The sequence below is a fragment of the Clostridium sp. MCC353 genome, assembly GCF_018785315.1.
GTDB lineage: Bacteria > Bacillota > Clostridia > Lachnospirales > Lachnospiraceae > CHH4-2.
Map to the genome: position 1 here is coordinate 117,160 of NZ_WQPN01000127.1, position 18,629 is coordinate 135,788.

Here is an 18,629-nt window from a genome sequence, read left to right on the forward strand (position 1 = left end):
CACACGCTCACCCCTTCCGTGAAAAGCACTCGTCTTTAACGCCTGCCTTTGCAGCATACATGGCCTCGCGGGCCCGGCGTATTATTTCATCCAATGGTTCCTCTGCATTCCAGAGCGCTGTGCCGGCAAAGCAGGACACCGAATCCGGATCCACATAACGGCTCTCATAATAAGCCCGGCGAACAGCCGTTTCTTTTTTATGGGCGGCTTCCATGGATCTTATGTGGCGCATCACAACCAGAAATTCATCCCCGCCCAGCCGGACCAGCACATCGTCCACCCGGGTGTGGGCACGCAGAAGGGAGGCGAAGTGGAGGATCAAATGATCGCCCTCCACATAGCCGTACTTCTCATTGAACTTTTTCAAGTCATCCAGTTCAAACAGATAAACAGCGGAGGAAGACTCATGCCGCAGTGATTCCGCTATAGTATACAGCCCCCGGCGGTTTAGCAGGCCGGTCATGGTATCTCTGCAGGCCTCATCCTGCAGGGACCGTATCCGCACCTGAAGGGTGTGGATGCTCATCGCCCGCAGGACCCGCCTGCGCAGCGCCTCCTGATTGTGGGGCTTAGCCGCATAGTCGGCAGCGCCAAGTTCCATGGCGCGGCGCTCCAGCTCCTGGTCCAGAGGCCCCGTGGCGATGCTCTGGACCTCCCAGGCGCCCCGCTCTTTCTGAATGCTCTCCAGGATCCGGAAGCCGTCCCCCGCGGGCAGTGTAAGGCTTAAAAGCACCGCCGCCGTCTCGGATTGTTGATTTCCAAGCGCCTTGAGGGCTTCCTCATAGCCGGCGGCCTCCAGCACTTCGAAGCAGTCGGAGAAGGTCTCACGCACTTGGGCGCGGTAGTCCGCGTCCTCGTCGCAGACCAGCAGGATATTGTCCGTTTGCCCGCCGGGACTGCTGGACGGACAGGGAGGCGTGGAGACTGCGGCCGGCTGGGCAGTCAATATCTCCTCGAAATTACCGATGGGCATGGGCTTGGCAAAATAGTAGCCCTGGGCGTAGTCGCACCCATCGTTTTGAAGCCGCTCCAGCTGCTCCCGGGTTTCCACGCCCTCCGCCACCACGCTCAATTTCATCCAACGGGCCAGGTCTACGATAAAGCGCAGGATGCCCTGGCCGGTGGGTCTCGTAATCTCAGTCTGGATAAACTTCATATCCAGCTTCAGTACATCGATAGGCATTTCTGTGAGCATATTCAGCGAAGAATAGCCGCTGCCAAAATCATCCATCTCAATGACAAAGCCCAGCCTGCGCAGAGCGCCCAGGGTTTCGATGAGCTGTCTTGAGGTATCCGTGTACGCGCTCTCCGTGATCTCCAGGTGCAGACGGGAGGGGGAAAGTCCGTGCTGCTGTACGATCTCCGTGAGAAGAGACACCAGATTTGTGTTATATATATCCATCCGGGAGACGTTGACGGAAATGTTAACGCTGGGATACCCCTTCTTATCCCATGCCTGCATCAGTGCGCAGACCCGCTCCCAGACATATTGGTCCAGTTTGGTGATAAAGCCGTTGCGCTCAAAGATGGGGATGAACTCCGCAGGTGGCTGCAGGCCCCATTCCGGATGATTCCAGCGCACCAGCGCCTCAGCACCCGCCAGCCGGCCATCCCGAATCTGATACTTGGGCTGCAGGTAAACCTCAAACTGTCCCGTGGATAAGGCTGTTTCCATTCCGTCCGTGATGGCCTGCCGGCGCAGCAGCGTGCCCCGCAGCTTGTCGTCGTAGAGGGCAAAGTGCTTGCCATACTTTCCCTTAATGCTATGTGCCGCCAGCAGCGCCCGGTCACACATCTGCTCAACGGAGACATCCCGGTCCTCCACCGTGTAGATGCCGTATTTCATGATCACGTTCTGATTGCCGAAGCCGCTGTTGATCCAATTGTCGGACTGGGTAAACATCTCGTCCGCATAGTCCTCGCGGTGCTCCAGAAGACAGGCGAACTGGTCCGCGCTCAGGCGGCCGCATATCCCGTGATCCCCCAGCCGCTGGGTGCAGAGCTTGGCTACCTGCCGCAGCAGGCGGTCGCCCGCAGCCATGCCGAAGGTATCGTTGATCAGTTTGAAGTCCTCAATGTCGGAACAAAGGATATCATATTTCACATCCGGATTCCGAAACAGGATGTCCCTGGCCTGCTGGCAGAAATATTCCTTGCTGTACACCCTGGTGACCCGGTCATACTGGATCTGATGAATGAGGGCGGAGGTCTCCCGCAGGCGGATAATGCCGGCCGCCCGGTGTAAAATAACCTGGGCCCGGTAGGGCTTGGTGATGAAGTCCGTGGCTCCGTTGGAAAGCGCGGCCACCTCATCCGTCTCACTGTTGTTGGATGTTGTGACAATGACCGGGATGGAATTCAGCCTGTGATCTGCTTTTAGATGTTTCAAAAAGGCGTAGCCATCCATGACCGGCATGACAATATCCAACAGGATCAGTGAGATTCCCTCTCTGTATTTCTCCAGCAGCGACAGGGCCTGCACCCCGTTTTCCGCTTCCAGAACCGTATATTGGGGAGACAGGATGGCGCACAGTGCCGCCCGATTGATTTCATTGTCTTCAACCACTAAAATTTTTCTCTCTAATAACATGATTCACACTCAATCCTTTAGATAATCTACTTGATAATAGGTATATCATTTCAATTGCAAATGACACATATTTGTCATTTTAAATGACAAATATTGGATAACAAAACTCTTGTACTATAGAATACTTCTTTTTTAAGCAAATTTCAAGGGATTATATACAATTGACAATGATATTTAAGTGTCATTTTAAATGACAAATAATATGGATTTTGTTGCAAACTTACTGGCTTTACGGTATACTGGTATAAAAAAAGGAGGATCAGACTGTGCAGTTCTATGAAAAACTGATTTTTGTTATGAATTTGACTCAAACGACGAACCGGGAGCTGGCCCAGGCCGCGCAGGTAGACCCCTCCATCATCAGCCGTTTCCGCAGTGGGAAGAGAGGGCTCCCGCGCAATCTGGAGCCGCTGCGCAGCATGGCGGATTTCCTTGCCGAACGCTGTACTGGCGAATACCAGAGAAGGGCTCTTTCAGAGATGGCGGGGGTCAGGCGGGTCCTCATGGACAAGCAGGATCAGCTGTCAGAGTTTTTATTTTACTGGCTGTGCGGTGACGCGGATGAGGTGGACCGTTTCATGCACAGCTTTGAATCGCTGACCATTAAGGGAGGGGCGTCCAACTCCACCCTGGAGGCCGCAACAATCAGCAGAAAAGGGAATTTTATTCATTTTGGAAATGAGGGAAAGCGTGCCGCGGTGCGTTCCATGTACCAACACCTGCTGGCCCGGCAGGAGCCGGGCACAATCTGCATTCTTGCAGATGAGACCGATGACTGGCTGATGGAAGATTATGATTTTACTTCCCAAATGCAGGCCTGGCTGCTGGACTGTATCCGGCAGGGCTTTCAAATCTGCCACATCATACCGCCGATCTACTCGGGCGATCAGATTCTGGAATCCCTGGCCCGCTGGATCCCGCTCTATATGACCGGCAAGGTAAAAGCCTACTATTATCCTCATATTCGCGACCGCCTTTACCGGCACACCATCATCATGATGCCCGGACAAATCGCAATTGCGTCACATTCCATGGCGGGCGAGCCTACCAGCTACGCTACAATGCTGTCCACAGACCCAGGGGTGCTCCGGGCGACGGAAACGGAGTTTCAGGCATACCTTGCCCTGTGCCGGCCTATGTTGAACACCTACTCGGAACCCCAAAAGCTGTTCCAGTGCTTTATGAAATTTATATCCCCCCAGGGTTTCCGCATTCAAAAGCTGATCTCCTTGTCCGCAGTGACCGCGCCCTTTGAACTTGTCGCGGATTCCATAGAAAAAAGAGAAGACCCCGAACAGAAGCGCCTGGGCGAACTTTATCTCCAGGAGATGAAGCGGCTGGAACAGGAGCAGGACCAGTACAATCTGATCGATATCGTTCACCTGGCCAGCGCAGACCAGGTCCGTGCCGGCACAGTGCCCATCACCGCCACCTGCTGGTCGGTCGGCGCCCTTTACTACACCCCAAAGACCTATACCCTGCACTTGAAGAAGATTCTGCATATTATGGACACTCATGAAAATTATCACTTTGTCCCCCTGGAAGGGCCTGTTGAACAGGAGAGCGCCCTTATGGTCAAGGAAAATCACAGAGCTCTTCTGGTGCATACGTCTGAGCCTTTCACTGTCTTTGAGATCTCCCAGCCTGAGATTGTGGCCCTATACCGGGAGTACCTGCTTCGCCTGGCGGAGAAAGTGGGCTTCACCGGTATCCACCGTACGAAGATTAAGTCCAGGCTCCGGGAACTGATCCGGGAGCTGGAAGCGTGAACCGAATAAGAGAACAATAATAACTAATTTAGCAGTGTGGTGATACCATGCTGCTAAATGTCGTTTTGGGGGATGAAAGAGGCCCGTTTGCAGGACAAAACGGCATAATGGAGACAGCTGCCAGAACGGAATCAGGATGCAGTAAAAGAGTGAATGTGTAACAGTTGATAAATTATAAAAAACTTCACTCATTACTATTGACAGATTTAATTACCTGATATAATATAGTCCATATAAATTACTATTAATCATTTGGACTAATAAGGAGATGCAAATGAACAGAAAGTTATTATTGGAAAGATGGACATCAATTGAGAAGATAATGAATGAATACGCGCAAGTTGCGGGATTGACATCTATGGGGTTGACTGTGCTGGGAATTATTTACGGAATCCCCCAGGGATGTACGCAAAAACAAATCTGTGAGCGAAGTCATTACAACAAGCAAACCGTCAATATGATCATAAAATCCCTTTGGGAGCAAGGATATGTGGAGCTCACGGAAATGAAGGAGGACCGTAGGAATAAGCAGGTGAAATTAAGCGCTGACGGGAAAGAATATGCAGATAAAGTGATTGGTTTTATGCTGGAGGCAGAGATGAGCCCCTGGGAAAAATTAACTGAGAATCAGCAGAAACTGTTGATGGAATTTGGAGATGCTTATGAGCAAGGCTATCAGAAGGCAATTGCCGCGCTGAAGCGTGCTCTGAATAAAGAGGAAAAGAGGAGTCAGGTTGAATAGCGAGAATTGGATTTTTTGTCCTGTTTGTAAAAACAAAACAAGAATGCAGGTAAGAGAAGATACTGTACTGATAAATTTTCCATTGTTTTGCCCGAAATGCAGACAGGAAACTTTGATTAGTGTTATGGATTTAAAATTGACCGTTCATAAAGAGCCAGACGCCAAGACGCAGAGCCAATGAAGTATGAAGTACTTCACTGGCTCTTATTTATTTTAAGGGAACTATGTCGCTGAAACGACCCGCCGCAGGCAGAGAATGCCATAGGCAGGATTCTATTATAAAAGCCGGGTAGTAAAAATTATTTATTATTAAATAGAGGAGTGAAAGAAATGAAACATAAAGGAACAAAGATTTTTCTGACAGTATTAGCACTTGTACTGATTGGAGCAGGAACAACTATTTTTATGCGGAAGAAGCCTGTGGAGCAATACGAAGTCCGTCCTACCGTCACAATCGATAAGCCTAAAACAGGAAATATTGTTCTATATACAGATATGGTGGGATTTGTGGAGCCGGAGACCAGTGTTTCCGTACAGCCTAGAATAGGCGGTCAGGTATTGGAGGTCTATGTTCAGTCAGGAGAATGGGTGGAAGCGGGCCAGCCGCTTATTAAAATCGATTCAGATGACCTTACTACTTTAAAGCTTCAGATGGACGGGGCTGCCGTTTCCGTAAAAGACACAGCCAATAACGCTGCGCGTATCCGCGTTTTATTTGGGGCGGGGTATGTATCGCAGCAGGAAATGGAACAGGCGGAGAGTGCGGAAAAAAGTGCCAGAATTGCCTATGAGACGGCCAAAAACCAGTACGAACTGCAAATGTCGTATACCACAGTGAAAGCACCCATCAGCGGAATAATCGAATCCAGGACAGTGGAACCCTTTGAGCAAATCGATCCCTCAAGGGTAATCTGTGTCATATCGGGAACGGATGAACTTCAGGTGAAATTCGGTGTTACAGGCCGGATATTAGAAAACCTGTCGTTAAATGACAGCATTACCATAGAGAAAAATGGAGAAACATATGAAGGATATGTTACGGAAATCAGCACCATGGTGAACGCATCCTCCGGACTATACGATGTAAAGGCACGGCTTCCCAGAACAGAAGGTTTGACAAATGGAACGAGGATTAAACTGACAACAGTGATGAGCCGGGCAGAAAACGTGCTTACCGTTCCTGTCGATATCGTAGATTATGACAATGGAGTTCCATTTGTATATTGCTATCAGGATGGTGCTGCCAGCAAGACGGAGATAGAGGCAGGAATCTATGATTCTGAGCGGATGGAAGTGAAATACGGCCTGACAGGTGACAGCCGGATTATTACCAGCTGGAGCAATGAACTGCTGGATAGACAGGAGGTTTTGTTAGATCAGGAAGGTCAGAGCGATAAACGCTTGCAGGAAGATGTGCTGGATAGGCAGGTGAGCAGAAATGATTAATTTGACCAAATATGCGCTTCGCAAACCAATCACCATTATACTGTGCCTGCTTACCATCGCCTATTTTGGTATCACTTCCCTTATGGGAACAAAGATTGAACTGCAGCCTGAGATGAAACTGCCTCTCTTGGTAGTCTCGACTCCCTATCCGGGAGCCGCTTCGGGAGATGTGAATGACTTGGTAATCCGGAAACAGGAGGATGCTATTTCGTCATTAGACGGTGTTAAATCCGTTAACACAACTGCTCAGGAGAATGCCGGAATCATCATTATTCAATACCAATTTGGAACGAATATGGATACAGCTTATATTAATTTAAAAAAGGCCATCGATGGTGTAAAAGGACAATTGCCTGAAAAAACAAGGGAATCCAGTATTCTGGCGCTGGATTTTAATGCGGAGCCTGTGGTAACCCTTGCCATAAGCGGCAATGCACAAGGGAATCTGTATACATATGTGGAAAAAAAACTGGTTCCGGAATTTCAGAAACTTAGCGCTGTAGGGGAGGTATCCATATCAGGCGGACAGAAAGCATATACCCGGATTGAGGTGAAACCGGAGAAAATGGAGCAATATCATCTGGATATGTCTTTTTTGGCACAGCTTGTGGGCAGCGCTGATTTTTCGGCTCCGGCTGGCAGCGTTGAGGTAGGAAACCGTGACTTCAGTGTCAGCGCAGCAAATGATTATAAGAACACGGAGAGTTTAAAATCCATAGTTATTCCTCTCCCCAGCGGGGAAACCATCCATTTGTCGGATGTTGCAACGGTTTATGAGGCACTGGAAGATCCTAATTCCATAGGCCGGTACAATGGTGAGAATGTTATATCTGTAGAAATTAAAAAAGTGCAGAATGCCACTGCTATTGATGTTTCCAACCAGGTGATGGCTCAGATTGAGATGATGAAGACTGGTATGCCTGGCATTCAGATAGACATTGTAAATGATTCCAGCATCATTATCCTGGATGCTCTGAATGATGTAATTACCACGCTGGTTATCGCCATTATCCTGTCCATGCTGATTCTGTGGCTGTTTTATGGCGATATTAAGGCTTCCGTCATAGTTGGTACCTCTATTCCCATATCGGTTGTACTGGCGCTCATTGCAATGAGTGCGATGGATTTTTCCTTAAACCAAATCTCCATGATATCCCTTGTTCTGGGCGTGGGAATGATGGTGGATAACTCTATAAATATTCTGGATGGCTGTTTCAGAGCCAGAGAAAAGCTGGACTTTTATGAGGCGGCCGTAGAAGGAAGCCGGACCATGCTGGGCTCTATTATTGGCGGAACTGCTACAACCTGCGTGGTATTTCTGCCCTTGGCTCTTTTAGACGGCATATCGGGACAGATGTTTAAGCAGCTGGGGTTTATTATAGTGTTTTGTTTGGTTGCCTCCTTGTTTTCAGCAGTCATTATTGTTCCTTTATGCTACTTAAAATGGCAGCCGGTAGAAAAGGCTAAAGCTCCGGCTAACGGAATGATTAAATTCCTGCAGGCAGGATACAGAAAATATATGCCGTCCATCATTACGAGAAAAAAAATGGTATTTGGGCTGAGCCTGGGATTGCTGGCGTTCTCTTTTTTTGTGGCGTCAAAGCTTAATGTAAATATGATGGCCAGTATTGATGAAGGCATTGTTGATATGACGGTCAAAGTAAAACCAGGGCTCAAGGTGGACGCTGTTAATCAAGTGGTAAAGGGACTGGAAGATATGGTAATGTCTGAGGAAGATGTAGATCACTATCTTCTGACCTTTGGCTCCAGCGGACTGAACACTTATGGCGGCATTGGTGAAGTGAAGATTAGGGCATATCTGAAAGAAGAAGGTGGTCTGTCAACCGATGAGATGGTGAATAAATGGAGAAAGGATACCCAGTATTATAAAAACTGTTCCATTAAAATTGAACAAGGATCGACTATGGGAGGAGTGAGCTCAGAAGATGAGATTACAGTCAATCTTCAGGGCACGGATTATGATGTTCTGAAGGCTGCCGCTAAAGAGTTGACAGCCGGGCTGCGTGGACGCACAGATGTCATGCAGGTACATTCCTCTGTTGAAAATGCGGTTTCTATTATCAAGGTAGATATTGATCCCATAAAAGCCCAGACTGAAAAAATGACGTCTTCCCAAATTGGCGCGGAAATTTATAACAATTTAAGTGGAATAAAAGCCACCACAATTCGAATGAACGGCGATGAGGCCGACGTCATAGTAGAATATGATCCGGAACAGTATAATACGGTCGATAAGCTTCAGGGAATGAGAATCCGCACTGCTTCAGGCGCGTCGCTGCCATTGGAAGATTTAGGTGAGATACGTTACGAGGATTCACCTGCCCAGATTGAGCGCAACAACAAGCAGTATCAGGTGGCAATTACCATGTCTCCGCAGGCAGGGGCTGAGAGGACAGCCAAAAAGAGTATCAGCCAATTTGTAAGCGAATGGAAGCTGCCTCCGGGCGTATATCCTGCTGCCAGCTCAGGAGATCAGGATATGATGGAGGAAATGAGTGCCTTGGGAAGGGCTTTGATCACAGGAGTTTTTCTTGTATTTATTGTTATGGCCATACAGTTTCAGGCTCCAAAATACTCACTTATGGTTATGAGCACCATTCCATTTGCCCTGATTGGTTCTTTCGGCCTTTTGTTTTTGGCAGACAGCCCGATCAGCATGACTTCCATGGTGGGCTTTCTGATGCTGGTGGGAACGGTTGTAAATAATGGGATTTTATATGTAGAGACGGTTCAGCAGTTATTAGAGGAGATGCCTCTCCTGGATGCGCTGGTAGAAGCGGGAGCAATCCGCATGCGTCCTATTTTTATGACAACGCTTACAACGGTTATCGCCATGATGCCCAGTGCCCTCGCCTTTGGGAAATCAGGTAAAATGATGCAGGATCTTTCGCTGGTCAACGTGGGTGGGATTCTGGCATCCACTGCACTAACACTGGTCCTTCTGCCGACCTATTATCTGGTAGTACACAATATGAAAAAAAAGAATTGGGGAAAAGGCATGGCAGGATCTGTTTGTCCTGAGATATAAGGGGAAAATGGCTGAGATTTCCTGGAACAGAGTTATATTTTGTGTTATCTGAGTTTGTAGTAATTATTCGGCGGATTGGTTTGTAAACGACAAAGAGCAGACTAAATACAAATACGCAGAAGTTTATGTTGATTATCTATTTCTCCTCGATTATAATAATTCTGTATACATACCAAGAATGAAATTCTGCGGTCATTTATATAAAAAATATAGATTGGACTCGGATATTATGAAAAAGTTCTTTATGAAGTTCTGGAGAAAAACTCTTATTACAGGTTTCGGAGTTCTTGTAATCACCACCCTTGTTTTCAATGCCATGCTGATACGTCAGACTGCATATGAGGAAGGTTCCCAGCATTTGGATGAGTTATCCGGGCAGATCGCTTCATCCATTGAAAAACAGTCCCGTGGCCAGTGGAATATGCTGGATGTCTTTTACCGGTATTTAGTAGATTTGTCCGGTGATGACTGGACGGTATTGAGCAGCTATATTCAGGATAAGAAAGAAGATTTTGGATTTGATTCCTTATGTCTTGTGGATGAGGATGCAATGTACTACGACAGGGAAAAGTCCTTTTCCCTGCTTTCGAATAAGGAAGTTACAACGAAACTGCTTACAGACAAACAGCCGATTATTCTCGATAACATGCTTACTACAGAAGGCAGGCTGATATTTTTAATACCCATCGATAAACAGGTCATTGGTGAAAAGACATTCTGTGCCTTAGGCGTGGTCTATAACAGCCAGAATCTTTTTGATATGCTGAATATTCAGGCCTATGACGGAGAAGTAATGATGTATATCATTCATCAGGATGGCGTAGCCCTTTTCCGGTCCAGCCAGGAAAACAGCATAACCGGATATAATTTGATAAATAGTCTGGAAGAAGCAGAGTTCAAGCGGGGAACCCTTGACACCCTTAGGAATAACATACAAAACGGCCGTCGGGAACTTATGACAGTTCATATGGAGAACAAGGAATACTACTTAAATCATACGCCTGTGGACGTGGATGACTGGCATCTGGTCACTATGGTGCCTGTGAATGTAGTCAGCGGACGATTGATGCGGTCATCAATGGTAACATTTCTGTGCATGTTTCTGATCGGAGCCCTGATTGTGATCGCGTTCATTCTGCTCTATTCGGATTCGACCAAAAAAGTGCTGCGGGCAGAGGAGGCAGCGCGTAAAGCTGCGGAAACTGCCAACCAATCCAAAAGCCGGTTCCTTTCCAATATGTCCCATGATATACGAACTCCGATGAACGCTATTATCGGGATGACCAAGATCGCACAGGAACATTTAGAAGAACCTGCGAAGGTGAAGGACTGCCTGAAAAAAATCGACTTGTCCGGACGCCTTCTGGTGGGGCTGATCAATGATATCCTGGACATGTCCAAAATCGAAAGCGGTAAAATGGCTCTGAATAATGATACGGCATCCCTGGTAGAGGTGATGCAGAACCTGGTCAGCATCACCCAGCCCACAGTCTTCCGGAAAAAGCAGGTATTCAATATCCGGCTTCACAATATCCGGCATGAGAGTTTGATTTTCGATTCGCTGCGCCTGAACCAGGTCATGATTAATTTATTGGGAAATGCTGTGAAATTCACTCCTGAAGGAGGCAGCATCAGCCTGGATGTGACGGAAGAACCGACAGATAATAATAAGTTTGTCCATCTTATTTTTAAAGTGGCGGATACAGGTATCGGTATATCCCCGGAATTTCAGAAGGACCTGTTTACCTCATTTACCAGAGAGCGGGACAGCAAGATCGATAAAATCGAGGGGAGCGGTCTGGGACTGGCAATAACAAAAATGATCGTGACGATGATGGGAGGCACCATAGCAGTTGAGAGTGAACCGGGCAGCGGAAGCGTATTTACGGTGGAGATGGACCTCCCTGTGGCAGGCGCCCCGGAGGAGATGATACTTCCTCCGATCCGTGTATTAGTGGCGGATGATGATCCGGATACCTGCCGTTCAGCGGCCTCCTATCTGAAGGAACTGGGCGCAGAAGCGGATGCTGCGTATGGGGGCAGAGAGGCAGTTGAAAAGGCAAAGGCGGCTGCTGAAAAAGGAGAAGATTATCACATTATCTTTTTGGACTGGCGGATGCCGGATCTGGAGGGAACAGATACGGCGAGAGAGCTCCGGGAGTTTGTAGGTGAAGAGGTTCCTATTTTGATTATCAGCGCATATGACTGGTCCGGCATAGAAGTGGAAGCAGGGGAAGCGGGTATCAATGGATTTATTCAAAAGCCGTTCTTTAAGTCCACGCTCTATCATAATATTCAGAAACATTACCTTCATTGTGACTGGGAACAGCCCAAAGAAGAGCTGGAACACAGCGTTCTGTCAGGCAGAAGGATTCTGCTGGTAGATGACAATGATATAAACCTGGAGATCGCGCAGGAGATGCTGTCTTATACAGGCGCGGAGGTGGATGCGGCGCATGACGGGCAGGAGGCGGTGGAACGCTTTATAAACTCACCGGTTGGTTATTACGCTATGATTTTTATGGATATACAGATGCCAGTCATGAATGGATATGAGGCAGCCAAAGCCATCCGGCAGATGGAACGCGCAGACGCAGGCCGGGTTTTGATTTTTGCAATGACAGCAGATGCATTCGCAGATGATATTGAGATGGCGAAGAGGGTAGGAATGAATGCGCATTTCGCCAAACCGCTGGATATGGCGGCTATGATGAAAGAGATCAGAAAACATGTGCAGATGGCAGATCAGAAATGAGGCAGTAATGAAAAAACATAAAAACATATTATCAGCGGCTGCGTGTATATTGGCTATGGTGGGAATGCTGAAAGGATGTTCGGCGCCGGCGTCTGGTGTCAACGAAAATATGCTGGGAATTCCACAGACGGATGCAGATCAGCTTATCATAACCATTACATGTAATACCAGCCTGGATCATTTTGCCGCTTCTGTGGAAGAGCGTTTTCCCGATATCAGACTGATACAGGACTGTTATACGGGGCAATATCGGATCAGCGAGCACATTGCCCGTATTGGTAATGATGATTTCGGGGATATCATAATGGTGAAGGCAGGCCACATACCCAAGATTAACATGACCGGACGGTTACTTGATCTGTCCACACAGGCATTTCCCGCAAATTTTAATTCAAATATACTTCAGGCAGACGAAGACGGACATATAACCCTGATTCCGGGGCCGTTAAGTTTTAACTGCAATGTTTATAATAAAACACTCTTTGAGGAGAATGGCTGGACAGTTCCCGAAGACTATGAAGGGCTTTTGGCTCTAATCCGGAAAATTGACCAGACCGGAATCCGGGGATTTCGAAACAGCTATTTTGATTCCGCATCGCAGAGCTACCAGATTTATCAGTACAGTGTTTTTTCCGCGCTGGACACGCTGACCCAGGTAGAGGGACAGAACTGGCATAATAAACTCATGGCGGGGGAAAACGTCTCATTAGAACCTATGGAAACCGCCTTTCAGGATATGCGGCGCATGATGGAGAATGGGGCTGTCCGGGTGGAAGATATGGATGTGCCGTTTAAAGCCAATCTGGAGGCGATGGCCAACCGTGAGGTCGCCATTGGAAGCGGGGAAATCGACCACATTCGGCTGCTCAACACCAGCAGTGAGGATGAGTTTTGTTTTATGCCTCACTTCAGTATGACGGATGGACAGGGATGGCTTCTGAATCTGGGGTATTTTTTCGGAGCGAACAAAGACCTGAAGCAGCCGGGAAATGAAAAGAAGCGGGAAGCGGTAATGGAGATCATGGATTTTATCGCCTCAAAGGAGGGGCAGAATCTTTTGGTGATGGACGGACTTGGTATGATGCCTGCCACAATTGGGGCTGAGATTCCGGATGATCCCGTATTGGAGCAGATATGCACTCAGATAGAAAGCGGACGCTATATTATGCGCCCTACTTATGATATGTTTTCGTCTGTATTGGGAACAGAGATCGGGGCATTCATACGAGGGGAGACGGACAGCAAAGCGATTTTGGACAAATGCAGCCTTATTTTACAGCAGGGGGCTGCGCCTGTACAGGCTCTCGGGGAGGCAGAGGCGGATTTTACCATGCTTCAGGCCGGCTGTTTAAAAGCGGACGCCCTGCGTGCCGCGGCCGGTACGGATATTGCCTTGATTGGCGTATCGGAGGTGAACGGCTATGATCCTGTGGGCGGAATCAGGGCAACGCTGTACAGGGGATCCGTCACCAAAGATGACATTGTCCGCATGACACAGGCCCAGATGGATACGCCTTTCATGAGTATGAGCATTTCCGTGACAGGAAATGAACTGCTGGCGCTGCTGGAGTACGGCGCCACGTCGGAAAAAGAGCAGAAGGACGGAGCTGTGAGCCGTTTTCATCCCTTTGCTGTTTCCGGTTTAAAGCTCACCTATCATTTGGAGAAAGAAGAGGGAAAACGCGTTTCAGACGTGACAATGGAGAACGGCAGCAAATTGCAGCCGGATATCCTGTATACCCTTTCCTATATCAAAGGAGCTTTTCCTGAGTGGAAACTCAAGGGGATAGAAACCGGTATTACGATGACAGACGCATTGATGGATTATGTGACCGCAGAAAAAAAGGTTGATCCGGATAAAAACCGTATCCGGTTAAAATATTAAATGTTTTGCGAAACGCCTGTTAAAGAACGAAACAGCGTGGCCTTAGCCGCGCTGCTTCGTTCTTTTTCTTTTCCATAGGTATAATAACAAGGTACCTTGACATATGGCTTTGGCCGAAGTATAATGACAAGGTACCGAGCAAATTAAGGAGGGATCCATATTGATTACATACAAAGACAAAGATATTAACGGCAAACTCATGCAGAATCTATGGAATGTTGTCCACGTCCTGCAGCATACGTCCGGAGGAAGGGGAAGCCAGAACCGGATTTTAACCATTCTTTTGAGAAACGGGCTGGTATCCCAGGCAGAGCTGACAGAACACCTGGGAATTCAATCCGGTTCCGCCAGCGAAGTGTTATCCAAATTAGAATCTGCGGGGCTGATTGAACGGACGGAAAGCGAAGCGGACCGCCGGACCGTCAACATCACGTTAACCCCTTCAGGGGAGGAAAAAGCCGCGATTGCCCTGGCAGAGCGTGAAAAAAAGAAGAGGGATATGTTTTCTGTTTTATCAGACGAAGAAAAGGCGGTACTGCTTTCTATACTTGAAAAAATGACGGCTCATTGGCTGGATCTTTACGGAGAGCCGGGAAAGCGGGGGAAAAAGACGATATGAGGCTGATTTTACAGTATCTGCGCAGGCATATAGGAATATTTCTGTTATCCACCCTGTTTCTGACCATGGAAGCCATGGCAGACCTCCTTCAGCCCACTTTGATGTCCTTTATTGTAGATAAGGGGGTTGCCAATTCAGATATAAGCCAGATTCTGCACTATGGAATGATCATGCTTTTGATCGCCCTGGTGGGCGCAGTTTCCGCCGTAATGCGCAGCCGGTTTGCCAGCCGGACTTCCCAGACCATCGGAAAAGAGATGCGTCAGGATATCTATCACAATGTCCAGCAGCTTTCCCTGGAAAATATTGACCGTCTGCAGCCTGCATCCATCATCACACGGATTACCAATGATGTATCCCAGATACAGGATCTGATCAACAGCATTATGCGGATGATGGTAAAAGCCCCCATCACCTGTGTGGGAGCCATTGTGCTGATTCTGATTCAGACGCCCAGGCAGGCTCCCGTCATGATCGGAATCATCGCCGTTGTGGCGTTTCTGATTTTTGGGAACATGAGGATTGGCTATCCCCGTTTTGGAGTGGTGCAGAAGAAACTGGATAAATTAAACGGCGTGACCCGGGAGTTTTTGTCGGCTGTACGGGTGGTGAAGGCGTTTAACGCAGAAGACGAGGAAACCGCCAAATTTGACCGGGCATCCACGGAACTGGCAAATGCGAATACCGCCGCCCTGCGCATTGTAGCGGCATTTTCACCGCTGATCAATCTGACTGTGAATTTCGGCATCATACTGCTCCTGTGGATATCGAAAAACCAGAATGGCTCTGAAATCGGTAAACTGATGGCGTCCGTCAATTATATGACCCAGGTATTATTTGCGGTCACGATGATTTCCAATGTCATAAATGTTGCGGTCCGCGCCATGGCCTCTTCCGGCAGAATCCAGGAAGTCCTTAACGAGAAGCCGGCCCAGCAGTACCCTGAGCATCCGCTGAGGCCGGACATCAAGGGGGAAATCACATTTGAAAATGTCTCCTTTGCCTATGCGGGGGCGGGCAAAGAAACCCTGAAGGGCATCAATTTTAAAATCAGTCCCGGCGAAACCGTTGGTATCATCGGTCCCACCGGATCTGGAAAAACAACGCTGGTCAATCTGGTCCCCCGGCTCTATGATGTGTCGGAGGGCAGGATTCTCATAGATGGCTGCGATGTGACACAGATCGATGAAACGCTGTTGAGAAGTTCGGTGGCGGTGGCCGCGCAGAAAGCGCTGCTGTTCACCGGCAGCATCCGCGATAATCTGCGCTGGGGCAGAGAAGACGCCGGTGACGAAGAGATACAGGCGGCGGCCAGGACGGCCTGTGCGGATGAATTCATTTTAAAGACAGATAAAGGATATGATACATGGCTGGAGCAGGGAGGCGTCAACCTGTCCGGCGGCCAAAAGCAGCGGCTCTCCCTCGCCAGGGCCTTGGTCCGCAATCCCCGGATTCTGATTCTGGATGACTGTACCAGCGCGCTGGACGCACAGACAGAGGCCGATGTATTGAACCGGATGAGGGAACATTTCAAGGGCCTTACGGTGCTTTTGATCAGCCAGCGGATTTCCACCGTGATGCGCGCAGACAAGATCCTCTGCCTTGAAAATGGCTCCGTACAGGGCTTTGGTACCCATGAACAGCTTATGGAAAACAGCGAATTATACAGAGCGGTTTTTGAATCTCAGATTGGAGGCAGACGAAATGGCAGATAAAAATATAGCGGTTCCTCCGAGAAACCTCAACGGGATTTCCCGTCCCGGCCACGGCAGGGTTGTGGTGAAACCGAAAGACATGAAAGGGACCCTTTGCAGGCTCTGGGTGCTGACAAAAGGGCAGAGAAAAGGGCTGGGATGGATCCTTCTGCTATCCGCATTTTCCTCGGCGGCGTCCATTTTTTCCCCCTATCTCACAGGGAAGATTGTGACGATGATCGTCAACGGGGATGCGATTATTTTTGTGCTGAGCATACTTTCAGGGCTGTATATCAGCGATTGGCTGATCCGGTTTTTGCAGCAGTTTTTTATGGCCTCCATCGGCCAGAACATCATCCGCCATATCCGGAAGGTCTTATTTGACCATATAAAGACCCTGCCCCTGGCGTTTTTTGACAGAAAGCAGCACGGTGAGCTGATGAGCCGGCTGACCAATGACGTGGACAACATCAGCACCACGATTTCCAATTCCCTGACACTGCTTTTAACCTACCTTTTCACCATTACCGGCATCTTTGTCATGATGGTCTGTCTCAGCCCGCTGCTGACTTTAGTCTCCCTGGCCGGCATTGTTTTGATCTTTCTGTTGACAAAAGCCATTACAAAACGGACCAGAAAACTGTTTGCGGCACAGCAGAAGGCCCTTGGGACGCTGAATGGCCAGGTTGAGGAAAGCATATCCGGCCTGGCGGTTGTGAAAACCTTTTGCAGGGAAAAACAGATGGAAGCGGAGTTCAGGCTGAACAATGATAATCTGTGCAGCGCGTCCATCAAGGCCCTGGTCTGTTCCGGTTATCTGATGCCCTTAATGAATGTGATCAACAACCTCTGTTACGTTGCCCTTGCCGTATTCAGCGGGGTATTGTTCATCAATGGCACGATCAGAGACATTGGGCTGATCACCAGTTTTCTTCTCTATGTCCGGCAGTTTACGAGGCCGTTCGTTGAGATCGCCAACATCTACAATAATTTTCAGACAGCCGTCGCAGGCGCGGAACGTGTTTTTGAGATTCTGGATGAACCTTCTGAGCCGGAGGACAAAACGGCCGCGCTGGATTTAAAGGATACCCGTGGAACGATTGCGCTGCATCAGGTAGAATTTGGATATACTCCGGAAAAAGCGGTTTTGAAAGATATTTCCCTGCAGATTCCTGCCGGTACTCAGGTGGCCATTGTCGGCCCCACCGGTTCAGGAAAGACAACCATCATTAATCTTCTGACCCGCTTTTATGATGTGACTTCCGGTAAAATCACCCTGGACGGCCATGATCTGAGAGATTATAAGATGAAAAGCCTGCGCAGTACCTTCGGCGTGGTGCTGCAGGATACGGCGCTGTTTGCGGAATCCGTTCTGGATAATATCCGGTATGGACATAAAGACGCAAGTGAGGAAGAGGTGCAGAGAGCGGCCCGCATCGCAGGCGCGGACGGGTTCATTGAACGCCTTCCCCATGGCTATCATACGGTTCTGGAACAGGGCGGCAATGAGCTTTCCCAGGGAGAACGGCAGCTCCTTACAATTGCCAGGGCGGTCCTGACAAACGCCCCGATCGTAATTCTGGATGAGGCCACCAGTTCGGTTGATACCATCACCGAGCAGAAAATCCGAAAAGCCATGCTGAAAATATGCGAAGGCAGAACGTCTTTCATCATCGCCCACCGGCTCTCCACCATAAGGGATTCGGACCGCATCATTTTGATTGAAGACGGCAGGATCGCAGAGCAGGGCAGTCATGATGAACTGATCGCCCTGGGCGGCAGATATGCAGATATGTACCATACCCAGAGCGGAAATTTGAGGTCAGCCAATTAGAAACGGCTGACCTTTTTATGCGGTTTTTATAAGTACAAAAATCCCCATATAATTGTTTAAAATATTATCTGCAAATGAAGAGAATCTATACCAAAGCGCCCGGCTAAATGCCTCTCACAAAGCGGGCTGCGCCGCATCCCATCCATGTATTTTCATCATCCGAAAGCTATTGATTTTCCTACCCACATCATGTATACTACACTAAGTACCAGGTGTGTCACCGCCATTAAGAGAACCTAAGAAAAG

The 18,629-nt window shown here is 48.5% G+C and carries 11 protein-coding genes; 10 read left to right on the plus strand and 1 reads right to left on the minus strand.

The genetic code is table 11. The annotated features are described in order from the left end of the window. Positions 1 to 7 precede the first annotated feature (7 nt). Complete coding sequence (locus tag GPL15_RS20635; protein ID WP_215700555.1) at positions 8 to 2,590, minus strand: EAL domain-containing protein; 2,583 nt, start codon at positions 2,588 to 2,590, stop codon at positions 8 to 10. Positions 2,591 to 2,856: 266 nt separating this feature from the next. Here GPL15_RS20635 and GPL15_RS20640 point away from each other — a divergent pair, with 266 nt between their 5' ends. From GPL15_RS20640 to GPL15_RS20685, 10 genes are all read left to right on the plus strand, one after another. Beyond that, complete coding sequence (locus GPL15_RS20640) at positions 2,857 to 4,359, plus strand: hypothetical protein (RefSeq protein ID WP_215700556.1); 1,503 nt, start codon at positions 2,857 to 2,859, stop codon at positions 4,357 to 4,359. Between the two features lie 268 nt (positions 4,360 to 4,627). Beyond that, positions 4,628 to 5,101: a helix-turn-helix domain-containing protein gene (locus GPL15_RS20645; protein ID WP_215700557.1), complete on the plus strand. Its 474-nt coding sequence runs from the start codon at positions 4,628 to 4,630 to the stop codon at positions 5,099 to 5,101. After that, positions 5,094 to 5,282, plus strand: a complete 189-nt coding sequence (locus tag GPL15_RS20650; protein ID WP_215700558.1) for a cysteine-rich KTR domain-containing protein — start codon at positions 5,094 to 5,096, stop codon at positions 5,280 to 5,282. Before GPL15_RS20645 ends, GPL15_RS20650 begins: the two co-directional genes overlap by 8 nt. A 149-nt stretch (positions 5,283 to 5,431) precedes the next feature. Then, positions 5,432 to 6,547, plus strand: a complete 1,116-nt coding sequence (locus GPL15_RS20655; protein ID WP_252198531.1) for an efflux RND transporter periplasmic adaptor subunit — start codon at positions 5,432 to 5,434, stop codon at positions 6,545 to 6,547. Further along, positions 6,540 to 9,596 (plus strand): efflux RND transporter permease subunit, encoded by a 3,057-nt coding sequence (locus tag GPL15_RS20660; protein ID WP_215700559.1) that lies wholly within the window; start codon positions 6,540 to 6,542, stop codon positions 9,594 to 9,596. The genes GPL15_RS20655 and GPL15_RS20660 overlap by 8 nt, the downstream gene beginning before the upstream one ends. A 229-nt stretch (positions 9,597 to 9,825) precedes the next feature. Further along, positions 9,826 to 12,351, plus strand: coding sequence for a response regulator (locus GPL15_RS20665; RefSeq protein ID WP_215700560.1), 2,526 nt, complete (start codon positions 9,826 to 9,828; stop codon positions 12,349 to 12,351). Between the two features lie 7 nt (positions 12,352 to 12,358). Beyond that, on the plus strand, positions 12,359 to 14,236 hold the full coding sequence (locus GPL15_RS20670; protein ID WP_215700561.1) for an extracellular solute-binding protein: 1,878 nt from the start codon (positions 12,359 to 12,361) through the stop codon (positions 14,234 to 14,236). A 160-nt stretch (positions 14,237 to 14,396) separates the two neighbouring features. After that, on the plus strand, positions 14,397 to 14,855 hold the full coding sequence (locus GPL15_RS20675) for a MarR family transcriptional regulator (protein ID WP_215700562.1): 459 nt from the start codon (positions 14,397 to 14,399) through the stop codon (positions 14,853 to 14,855). Continuing rightward, positions 14,852 to 16,570: an ABC transporter ATP-binding protein gene (locus GPL15_RS20680; protein WP_215700563.1), complete on the plus strand. Its 1,719-nt coding sequence runs from the start codon at positions 14,852 to 14,854 to the stop codon at positions 16,568 to 16,570. The genes GPL15_RS20675 and GPL15_RS20680 overlap by 4 nt, the downstream gene beginning before the upstream one ends. Then, positions 16,560 to 18,383: an ABC transporter ATP-binding protein gene (locus GPL15_RS20685; protein ID WP_215700564.1), complete on the plus strand. Its 1,824-nt coding sequence runs from the start codon at positions 16,560 to 16,562 to the stop codon at positions 18,381 to 18,383. Before GPL15_RS20680 ends, GPL15_RS20685 begins: the two co-directional genes overlap by 11 nt. The last annotated feature ends 246 nt before the right edge of the window (positions 18,384 to 18,629 follow it).

Coding starts and splice junctions, on each gene's coding strand:
- GPL15_RS20660 (WP_215700559.1), top strand. CDS start 6,540: ATGATTAATTTGACCAAATATGCGCTTCGCAAACCAATCACCATTATA.
- GPL15_RS20655 (WP_252198531.1), top strand. CDS start 5,432: ATGAAACATAAAGGAACAAAGATTTTTCTGACAGTATTAGCACTTGTA.
- GPL15_RS20635 (WP_215700555.1), bottom strand. CDS start 2,590: ATGTTATTAGAGAGAAAAATTTTAGTGGTTGAAGACAATGAAATCAAT.
- GPL15_RS20680 (WP_215700563.1), top strand. CDS start 14,852: ATGAGGCTGATTTTACAGTATCTGCGCAGGCATATAGGAATATTTCTG.
- GPL15_RS20645 (WP_215700557.1), top strand. CDS start 4,628: ATGCAAATGAACAGAAAGTTATTATTGGAAAGATGGACATCAATTGAG.
- GPL15_RS20685 (WP_215700564.1), top strand. CDS start 16,560: ATGGCAGATAAAAATATAGCGGTTCCTCCGAGAAACCTCAACGGGATT.
- GPL15_RS20670 (WP_215700561.1), top strand. CDS start 12,359: ATGAAAAAACATAAAAACATATTATCAGCGGCTGCGTGTATATTGGCT.
- GPL15_RS20665 (WP_215700560.1), top strand. CDS start 9,826: ATGAAAAAGTTCTTTATGAAGTTCTGGAGAAAAACTCTTATTACAGGT.